Here is a 9452-nt window from a genome sequence, read left to right on the forward strand (position 1 = left end):
TGGGGCCAGTTTATCTGTTTCGAAACGCTGTGTTGATTTATAAGAGCCGCGAGATGGCATTAATAGCCGTTCGGCGGCTGACAGGATTTCTTGCGCCCTGGCGGGTTTTTCGATCCATGCGTAAGATGCAAAATCAGTGGATGTGAGGTGTCCGCGGCCGTAGCCAGAATAGATGATGAAAGGCACATTTTTGTGTGTAAGCTTTTCAATTATCGATATGCTCGTGCCATCCGCTAAGGTCGGCGTATGATTTTCGAGATAAGCAAGAGAGTCCCGGAAAGTCGAGAATGGTCCAGCGAGTTCGTATCCAGAAAAGCTGGCGTAGTCAGCTAAATCCAAAGCGGTCCATGGTTCATCTTCCAAAATCAAACATACACCGGAAGACACCATTGCCTCAGCTCACGATGATGTTTGTTGGTTTTTGATAGAATGACAAAATCTACTAATGCACGTATAAATTGTTTTGTCTGTGGTAGACGCCACCGATAGAACAAAGAATAATCTCGCCTGGAGGGGTGCGTAATGGGGCAGATCCTGCCTTCGGAGCATGAAAATCAGTTGCTCCACGCTTTGGAGCCGGCCATCCGCAACCGGATCCAGTTGCATCTTGAACCTGTCACCCTTAAGTTGGGATCAATCGTTTGCGAAGCGGGCGGCCCCCTGAAACACGCTTACTTCCCGAGCGGCGCGGTTCTTTCATTACTCACTGTTTTGGAGAACGGCTCGGCGATTGAAACTGCAAACATAGGGCGAGAGGGAGCGTTCGGCCTGTTCTCGGCCATGTACAGTCGGACCTCCTTCAATCGATGCATTGTACAATTAGAGGGCCCTATGCGCCGATGCCCGATTGAAGTCCTGCACACCGAATTTCGGACCAGTGAACAGATGCGCGATCTCTTTGTCAGCTATTCGGAGACGCTGCTGTCTCAAGTCCAGCAGACAGTCGCTTGCAACTCCATGCATTCTATCGAGGAAAGAATTTGCCGCTGGCTTCTCATGATGCATGATCGGGCCGAAGGCGAAAATCTGCCATACACTCACGAGTTTCTCGCGGGCATGCTAGGGGCCAATCGCAAATCGGTGACGCTTGCGGCTCAAAGTATGCAAACCGCCGGCCTCATCAGCTATCGCCGAGGGATGATGCAAATTCTTGATCGTTCTGCCCTCGAAAAGGCCTCGTGTGAATGCTACGCGATCGTCAGGGAGCGGTTTGACGCCTTTCTCACCCCGCCCTCGACGGCATTTCAGGGCGATACAAAAGGGCGAAAAAACTAAAGGGCCAATCTGACGACAGGCGCGTGACGTTGCGCGTGCGCGGCTCGTGACGGTTTAAAATCCGACAGCGGAGTTGAGATCACCCGAGCAGAGGCGAACCATTATAAGTCCTGACGCTGCAGGCGCGGACAATGGCGCGGAGCGCGGGGTTCAAACGCAAGTTGCGAGATACATGTCGGCTTTAATGCGCAACATCATCCGGGCAGGCCGCTCTTACTCTGTCACGGCCGGAATTCTTCGCCGCATACATCCCCACATCTGCACGCTCCATCAGACTTTTCAGCGTGTCGCCCCGGGTGAATGCAGACACTCCGATGCTGACGGTTACGGCCAGCGGCCCCGATTGCGTATCGAAGGGCTGAGCGGCCACCGCATGCCGCAGCCGTTCTGCGATCCCTTTCGCATCGCGGAGCGAGATACGGGGCATGCAAACCGCGAACTCCTCGCCGCCAATGCGGCCAAGCGTATCGGAACGCCGCACGATCTCGGCAAGGCGATCAGCCAAGCCGCAGAGCACCGCGTCGCCGACAGCGTGGCCTCTTTCGTCGTTAACCTTTTTGAAGTGGTCCACATCGATTAAGGCTAAGCATAGTGCGCCTTGCATCGACGCGCCCTGACGCGCTTGAGCGCATTCAATCTCGGTCTTGAGAACGTTCTGGAAGGACCGTCGGTTGGGAATGCCGGTGAGAGTGTCGCGGTCCGCTAGGAACTCAAGCTCGTCCAGCCGCCGCTTGTCCATCGTCACGTCCCGCTCAATAGCGGCGAAATGGGTGATCTCGCCCTTGGCGTTAAGCAACGGCACAATCCGCATATCGAGCCAATAGCGAGCGCCGTCTTTGGCGTAATTCAGCACTTTTTCACGGACCGGAAGGCCGCTCCGTAGGGCGGCATGGATCGAATCGAGCGTCAGTCGGCTGGTGCCGGGTCCTTGCAGAATTCGAGGCGACCGCCCGATCACCTCGTCCGCTGTGTAGCCAGTAAGCCGCGTGAAGGCCCCATTCACATATACGATCTGCGGACCCGGAGTTTCGAGATCTGCCGTCGTCACGATGATGATGTCGTTGGCAGTCTCCGCGATTTGGGAAAAAAAGGCGTCGCGAAGGGGCGGCGGCCGCTTGACTCCGGGATCAGGCCCGTCGCCTGGATTGGTTCTCGCCAGCAGGGCTGAGATTTCTTCAGCAGTGACCGCTTGGCCGAAAAGCCAGCCCTGCGCCGTCGCGCAGTTTTCGTTGAGGAGCAAGCGCAGTTGCTCCTCGGTCTCCACCCCCTCGGCCGTGCATATGATGCCGAGGTTGCCGCAGAGCGCGATGATGGCGCGGACGATCGCGCTTGGGACCTCGGCCTTCCCGAACTCTGCAACGAAGGAGCGGTCGATCTTGATCTTGTCGAATGCGAAGCGGAGCAGATATCCGAGCGAGCAGAAGCCCAGGCCGAAATCGTCGAGCGCGAGCAGGACGCCGAGGTCTCGCACCGCCTGCAACGTGCCCAACGTGACGGGATTATCCTGGAGCGGCACGGATTCCGTGACTTCGAGTTCCAGCCGGAAGGGGTTTAAGCCGGCCTTCCGAAGGGCGGCAGAGACAATTTCGGGCAGCCCGCCATTGTCAAATTGGACCGGCGATACATTCACGGCGACATTGACGTCAGCCGGCCATGTGGTGGCCTCAACGCACACCTGTTCCAGCACCCATTGGCCGATTGCCCCGATCAACCCTGTCTCCTCCGCCACCGGAATGAATTCGTCGGGCGACACGGCGCCCCAGACCGGATGCTGCCATCGCAACAGGGCCTCGAACCCCGTCACCCGTCTGGTGCGGATGTTGATCTGTGGCTGGTAGCGGATCTGGAACGCCATTTTGGCAACGGCGTCGCGTAGATCCCGTTCCATCAGGCGCCTCAGTTCGACGTCCATCTTTGGCATCGTCGGCAATTCGGAAAGACGCATGTCCGAGATTCCCGTGCTCTCCACCGGATCTTGTGCGTCCTAGTTGGACGCCGCGGGGGCAATGAAAGGGGTAAATGGATTAGTGCTGCAATAGAGACTTTGAATTCGCTACAGTAAAATGGCTTGGACCTCCGGGGCAAGTTCGGGAGGCGACCCTCAGTTTCTTCACCAATAATAAATACTTATACGTACGGCTTCGCTCCGGATATGTAAAGCTGATTCTGACAGATTTTTGTCAGGCGGAGTCCTCACGCTCCGGCCGTCAAAGCAATTCAGACGCCGGTTGTGACAATAAAAGGACGCCGCTGGCGCTCACGAGGCGACACAATCCCTTATGAATGAACAGCGGATTTCGGCCGACACCAGCGCTTTCCTGGATGACAGTATTGTGCGCTCTACCATCGGTCCGTTCGCCCCGCTACGTCTGGTTTCGGAAGAGGCTGATCAGCGCTACCGGGATACCGCGGACCAATGCAATATCTCGGCGAGGCGCGCCCCCGCTGACTCGTGGATGCGCCGTTGCGACACGCGGCTCGGAGGGGCCTCGGCTGGAGGCGAGAGCGGCCGCTGTCCGAGGCCACAGAAGCTGTTGGGCTTGACGATATAAGGTTGCGCCTTTCGATAAACTCGTTCGCTCTCGCGGCGCGGGACAGAGCATTTCAGGCGGCGTTCAAGCGTTGATGCGGCGAGTCGGCCTATTCACGCTGCCGCTGCTCGCCAAGCGAAAGTGGGGGAAGTAGATGGCGAGGCGCAAGCTGAAAGTCTTCCAAACTCAGTTCAGCTTCTACGACACCGTCGTGTCGGCGTCGAGCCAAGCGGCGGCGCTGCGTGTTTGGGGCACACATCAAAATCTGTTCGCTGGCGGCGACGCCAGGATCGCCACGGATGAGGCGGCGGTACAGGCAGCCTTGAAACATCCCGAGACGCCGCTGCGCCGCGTCGTCGGGTCGAAAGATCCGTTTCAGCTAGTGCCTGCAAGCCTGCCCAAGGAGCCGGACGCGCCTGCGCGGTCTTCGGCCAGGGGAGGCCAAAGCCAAACGCGCCGCCTAATCCAGCGGCGGATAGAACGGCGCTCGCGGCAGCTGAAGCGGCGCTCCAAAAGCTCGATGGCGATCGCACACGCGAGAAAGCCGATTTTCGACTGCGCCAAGACGAACTGGACGCCGCCAAGGCATCCGCTCAGAGCGAGTACCTCGAGGCAAGGAAATTGGTGGCGGCAGCCATCGTTAAGGCCCGCCAAGCCTATCGGAAAGCCGGCGGCGGGAGGCGACTGTTTTACCCCCCGAAAACGGCCGATGAGGGGATCGGCATGTTCCAGGCGGACGACGGAGAAAAAAACCGCGGCGCTGCTCCCGCGTGCTCACAAAGCGCCGATATGATGATCGCAGCGCAGGCGCATAAGCAGTGGAGGAAGGGGCCGCGAACCCTCCGGATTGGAATGAATTTCAGGATGAATAAGGCTCGAATTCTGAAAATTAGGTTGCTTGCAATGAGAAGTGGATAGCGCTTGCCGTTCCGAGAATGTCTCAAAATGATTTCAAACTGAATTTCGACTATACGAAAAACTTTAGTCGAAATAATTGATTTCGTCGCGCCATTTCTCTTCCGCCCGCTTAAGCCGCAGAGCGCGTTTTTGATTGAATAAAGGCATTCCGATCCATTCGAGGTTCTACGATCGAAGGCGCGTGACCTTGCCCCAAAGTTTTTGATCCACGCGGGCCCGGCGGTTGCAATTCGCTATATACATGGGATAAAACACGTTTCGCGCTTCACCCGCGCGGCCGTCAGCGACTTAACGGCGCGCGCACCGCTCAAAACCGCTGAGAACCCCGGCTTTCTGAGAACCCCGGCTTTCAATGACGCGCTTGCATTCAGCGCCCCGCGCAAATGCCAGGAGCGTCTTTCGTCGCGAAAACGCGGCGTCTTAGCCGAAACTGAGCCGCAACCGGTTTAGACCTGATGCGTTGCCTCGCAGATTATTAAACAAGGAGGTTTTGAATATGGAACCTATGAAACCTATGGAGCCGATGAAGCCGATGTCTCACGGCGAGCAATGGTGGCCCAACGATTTGGGCGATCCGTCATCGACCGGATCGCAAAACAGCATGCGGTATGCTTTTTTTTCGAAGGCGCGGCGGCTTCTCATCGAAAAAGACAACAATTTTACGACATATGATAGCGGTGATCATCAAATCAGTGGGGTTCAACAGAGTGGCGGCGGCGGCGATCCGGCATTCACCAGTCAGAAAGGTTCTGTGAATCTTCGCGAGTTACGGAAAATCAGCGGAAGCCGATTTGTAGACGATGACGGCAATTGAGCAACGAGGTTCCAGAAAACCCGGGCCCGGTTACGGTTCGCAGATGGCCTTCGACAGAACCGTCACGACGAAATATGACTTTGGCGCAGTTTCGTTGGTCTACCCTACACTCCAGTTCTTACCGATACGGTGCAGGGACCCATTGCCAAACGAGTTTTGTAACGAACCCTTGCCATTTTGAACGCAAAGCTCGGGGTTCGTTTTCCGATAGTGCATTTTTACAAGTGCTCACTATCGGCCGGACATTGGCTGCGATACTGATATAGAAAAGTCATGGACCGACTTTGACGGGGGCGCTTTGAATTCGCAAACCGTTGACCAGGCTGGAGAAAACGCGTGTGACGTCAATCGAGGGCGATCCAGGGCTTCCAAAGCTGTCGATCACGGCATCGAAGCCGCGTCTTTTGGATCGGTTAGGGCCGGGCCTCATCACAGGCGCCGCTGATGACGACCCAAGCGGGATTGCGACTTATTCCCAGGCCGGCGCGCAGTTTGGCTTCGCCATTACCTGGACCATGCTTTTCAGCTACCCGCTGATGGCGGGGATTCAGGAAATCAGCGCGAGAATCGGACGAACCACAGGCCAGGGTATAGCCGGAAATTTGCGTTCGCATTTTCCTCCGTGGATTCTAAATCTCACTGTGGGGCTCCTTTTCCTCACCAACACGATCAACATCGGCGCTGATTTGGGAGCGATGGGCGACGCGGTCAGGCTTCTGGTGGGAGGAAGCACTGCGATTTATGTCGTCCTTTTTGCATTCATAAGCGCCGCCCTGCAAATCTTGGTGAAATATTCGCGCTATGTGTCGGTGCTCAAATGGCTGACGCTGTCGTTGTTCGCTTATTTCGGCACGGTGCTGTTCGCGAAAATTCCCCTCGATGAATTCGCCAGGGGCTTTTTTATTCCGACTCTATCCGCCGACAAGGCATTCTGGGCGACTGTCGTTGCTGTTCTGGGGACAACCATCAGTCCCTATTTGTTTTTCTGGCAGGCCTCGCAAGAAGTGGAAGATGAGAGGGCCAGTGCCAAACGAAAGCCGCTCGTTGACGCTCCAGAGCAGGCGGAGGCGGCGATCGGGCGCATAAGAGTGGATACATATGCAGGTATGGGCTTTTCAACTCTGGTCGCGTTGGCCATCATGGTGACGACAGCAGCAACGTTGCACGCGAACGGAACGACTGACATTCAAACGTCAAGCCAGGCTGCGGAGGCCCTTAGGCCCGTCGCCGGCCGTTTTGCCTTTACCATCTTCGCCCTTGGCGTCATAGGCACGGGTTTCCTCGCAATTCCGGTGCTCGCCGGCTCCGCTGCCTATGCGTTGGGGGAGGCCCGCCAATGGCCTATCGGGCTAGCTCGGAAACCCCGCAAGGCCAAAGCCTTCTACGCCACAATCGCGATCGCCACCTTAGTCGGTACCGCCATTGACTTTTCCCCGATCGATCCGATCAAGGCGCTGTTCTGGAGCGCGGTGATCAATGGCGTTGTCGCCGCGCCGGTTATGGCTATGATGATGCTAATGAGTGCTCGTGCCGATATCATGAAAGAAAACGTCGTCGTCGGTGTGCTGCGATGGATCGGCTGGGTTTCAACGGCGATTATGGCCGTGGCCGTCATTGGGATGATCGCCACAAGCATCATGTGAGACAACGATCCAAAGGATGCAATCAAAGTGAACCACATTCTCAAAATATGGTCGAATATGGCAGTTCGATGAAGATCTTCGCAAGGATCCGCCTGACTGCAACCTTTACCATGGCAGGGAATGTTTCGTGTGATTAAAAAGTGCGGTTCGAACCTCCAACTACCTGTTTTTCGGAATGTTGTTGAAAGAAACTATTTCCAATAATACCTACCGCTCGCTCGATAATCGACATACCAATCAGGAATCACATCATGTCGCTTTGAATTTCACAAGCCTCTCTGCCGGCCAAAAGAAAGGATAGCCAGCTCGCTCGAGGTTACGAGAAGCATCGGGCGAGAAATCCTCCCTCCAACGCCGAGCGCCGTAATTCGACTTTTCCGGTTGCGAGCGCCAGCACCGTCCAAGGGCAAATTGTCTGCGTATCGCTCGGCTGAAGGTATTCATTCACACATCTTCGGGCGGAAATGATTGCCTTCGACGATCTAATTAATCGTGTGGGGGTCCAGACTCATAACCGATAGCTGACGGTTGCGGCGATGCAGACTGCGGCGAGGAAGTTCGCTGCGTTTCCGTCGTAGCGCGTCGCCACCCTCCTGAAGTCTTTAATACGGCAGAACATGCGCTCGATGGCGTTGCGGCGGCGATAAAGGAACGGCGAAAAGCAGTTTTTCCATTTCCGATTGGCTTTTGGCGGGATGTTCGGCATCGCGCTGCGTTCCTCGCCCCGGCGGATCGCGTCGCTGTCGTAACCCTTGTCGCCGTGCAGGATTTCGCAAGGAGGCAGCCGGGCGAGCAGTACCGCGGCCGCCGTATAGTCGGCGACCTGGCCGCCGGTCAGAAGACAGCGGGCGACAGGCCGCATCGGTCAAGGCGTGATCTTGGTGGTGCGGCCGCCGCGAGAGCGGCCGATCGCCTGATTTTCCTCCCCCCCCTTTGCCGCCGCTGGCCGATCGATGCGCCTTCACTGCCGAGGAGTCGATGAGAACCTGCACAGGCGGCCCGCCCGCTTGCGCAAGTGCGTGGAAGAGATCGACCCTTCCGAACATAGTAGAAATCTGGACAGCCAAAATAGCTGGGAAGCCGCATTGGAGGGCATGAACGCCGCGATATCGTTTCTCTATCAGTGCAAAGGGTGAAGAAGGAACACCATGCGGCCCGTTAAAATGATGGCGACCATGCCGCCGCGTCCGCAAATAAAAACCAAGGCAACGTTGCGGCATCCTAAGCGTCTGCCGACGCCTCAATTACCTTACGATGTTCGGGAATGCGATTCCTGCAGTACAGGACAGCATCTGTCCCTATTGGCTCCCCGGCCAAAGGCGGTGACGGCGATGCAATGCCCCGTTCAGACGTCGGCTGGGCCGGCGTCCGCAAAGAAATCCGAAAAAGGGCGTCGCCTATGCGCCGGGCGCATCGTCGAATACGATTGAAGTCGCATAGGACTCGCTGCTCAAACCCATCGCGCTCTCACGCCGCTGGATGGAGACGATCCTCTCTCGCAGGATGTTCCTTCCAGGAAGTTCGCCGTGGCGGGCGCGCGGCAATTGGCAAGACCGCGCGATCCGCGAGGTGGCGTTCATTTTTTTCATCAGGAAACGAGTGGACTTCCGGAGCGAAGAGAGCGTGACTGTGGGCATGCCGGGGTAAGGCCTGTCGCCCCCTCTCCTGGATCCCGCCCCACTGGCCCGCCGCCGTTGTGGGGCTTCGGTCGTGACGGCGCATGCGCCGCCGCAACCGAAAGGGATCTCAAAATGTCGCACAGCAAAACCGTGAAAATAACTGAGCCGCCGCACGCGAGAAGCCGCGCGGACGGACTTACGCACCCGGACTTCATTTCGTCGGCGTCAGCCCGCGCGCAGACCAAGCAGGAGGCCGTGCTCATTCTACTCAGACAGCCAAGGGGCGCGACGATCGCCGCCATCATCAAGACGACCGGATGGCAAAAACACTCTGTCCGCGGCTTCCTCTCGGCGGTGGTGCGCAAGAAGCTGGGCTTGACTCTGATCTCCGAGAAGCTGGGGGACGAACGGATCTATCGCGTGGAGGACCCACAGCCGCCGAAGGTCAAGCGCAAGACTTCCGCCAGGGCCGCCGCCTCGCCATGACGCCGCCAGACCCGGCCGCGATCGAGGCCGAGATCGAGCGGATCCGCTCGCTCGGCCTTGAGGACCTAAGGCGCGAATGGCGGCGGCTCTATCGCAGCGAGGCGCCGCGGATCAGCCGCGATCTTCTTGTCCTGGCCCTTGGATACAGACTTCAGGAAATGGAGCA

At 57.3% G+C, this 9452-nt stretch carries 7 protein-coding genes and 1 pseudogene; 5 read left to right on the forward strand and 3 right to left on the reverse strand.

Annotated elements, in window-relative coordinates; all coding sequences use genetic code 11:
- Positions 1-390, reverse strand: a 390-nt coding sequence (locus tag BM177_RS19745) for a response regulator (protein WP_139223744.1), incomplete at its 3' end; no start/stop codon positions are given.
- A 132-nt stretch (positions 391-522) separates the two neighbouring features.
- Here BM177_RS19745 and BM177_RS18675 point away from each other — a divergent pair.
- Positions 523-1275, forward strand: a complete 753-nt coding sequence (locus BM177_RS18675) for a Crp/Fnr family transcriptional regulator (protein WP_091686705.1) — start codon at positions 523-525, stop codon at positions 1273-1275.
- Between the two features lie 181 nt (positions 1276-1456).
- Here BM177_RS18675 and BM177_RS18680 read toward each other — a convergent pair whose 3' ends face one another.
- Positions 1457-3220: an EAL domain-containing protein gene (locus BM177_RS18680; protein ID WP_091686707.1), complete on the reverse strand. Its 1764-nt coding sequence runs from the start codon at positions 3218-3220 to the stop codon at positions 1457-1459.
- A gap of 2000 nt (positions 3221-5220) precedes the next feature.
- Between BM177_RS18680 and BM177_RS18695 the strand changes: the two genes are divergently transcribed.
- Positions 5221-5538, forward strand: a complete 318-nt coding sequence (locus BM177_RS18695) for a hypothetical protein (RefSeq protein ID WP_091686715.1) — start codon at positions 5221-5223, stop codon at positions 5536-5538.
- Positions 5539-5876: 338 nt separating this feature from the next.
- Positions 5877-7181 (forward strand): NRAMP family divalent metal transporter, encoded by a 1305-nt coding sequence (locus tag BM177_RS18700; protein WP_091686721.1) that lies wholly within the window; start codon positions 5877-5879, stop codon positions 7179-7181.
- Positions 7182-7689: 508 nt separating this feature from the next.
- On the opposite strand, the pseudogene BM177_RS18705 reads toward BM177_RS18700, so the two are convergent.
- Positions 7690-8212, reverse strand: a pseudogene (locus BM177_RS18705) (IS5 family transposase); the annotation flags it as partial.
- 720 nt (positions 8213-8932) lie between these two features.
- Between BM177_RS18705 and BM177_RS18715 the strand changes: the two are divergent.
- Positions 8933-9286: a DUF3489 domain-containing protein gene (locus BM177_RS18715; protein ID WP_091686724.1), complete on the forward strand. Its 354-nt coding sequence runs from the start codon at positions 8933-8935 to the stop codon at positions 9284-9286.
- Positions 9283-9452 (forward strand): DUF2924 domain-containing protein (locus tag BM177_RS21235; protein WP_139223738.1); only part of this gene is annotated, 170 nt, incomplete at its 3' end. The genes BM177_RS18715 and BM177_RS21235, both read left to right, overlap by 4 nt.

This window comes from Methylocapsa palsarum, assembly GCF_900114285.1.
In the GTDB taxonomy this organism is placed as follows: domain Bacteria; phylum Pseudomonadota; class Alphaproteobacteria; order Rhizobiales; family Beijerinckiaceae; genus Methylocapsa; species Methylocapsa palsarum.

Coding starts and splice junctions, on each gene's coding strand:
- BM177_RS18675 (WP_091686705.1), top strand. CDS start 523: ATGGGGCAGATCCTGCCTTCGGAGCATGAAAATCAGTTGCTCCACGCT.
- BM177_RS18680 (WP_091686707.1), bottom strand. CDS start 3,220: ATGCGTCTTTCCGAATTGCCGACGATGCCAAAGATGGACGTCGAACTG.
- BM177_RS18695 (WP_091686715.1), top strand. CDS start 5,221: ATGGAACCTATGAAACCTATGGAGCCGATGAAGCCGATGTCTCACGGC.
- BM177_RS18715 (WP_091686724.1), top strand. CDS start 8,933: ATGTCGCACAGCAAAACCGTGAAAATAACTGAGCCGCCGCACGCGAGA.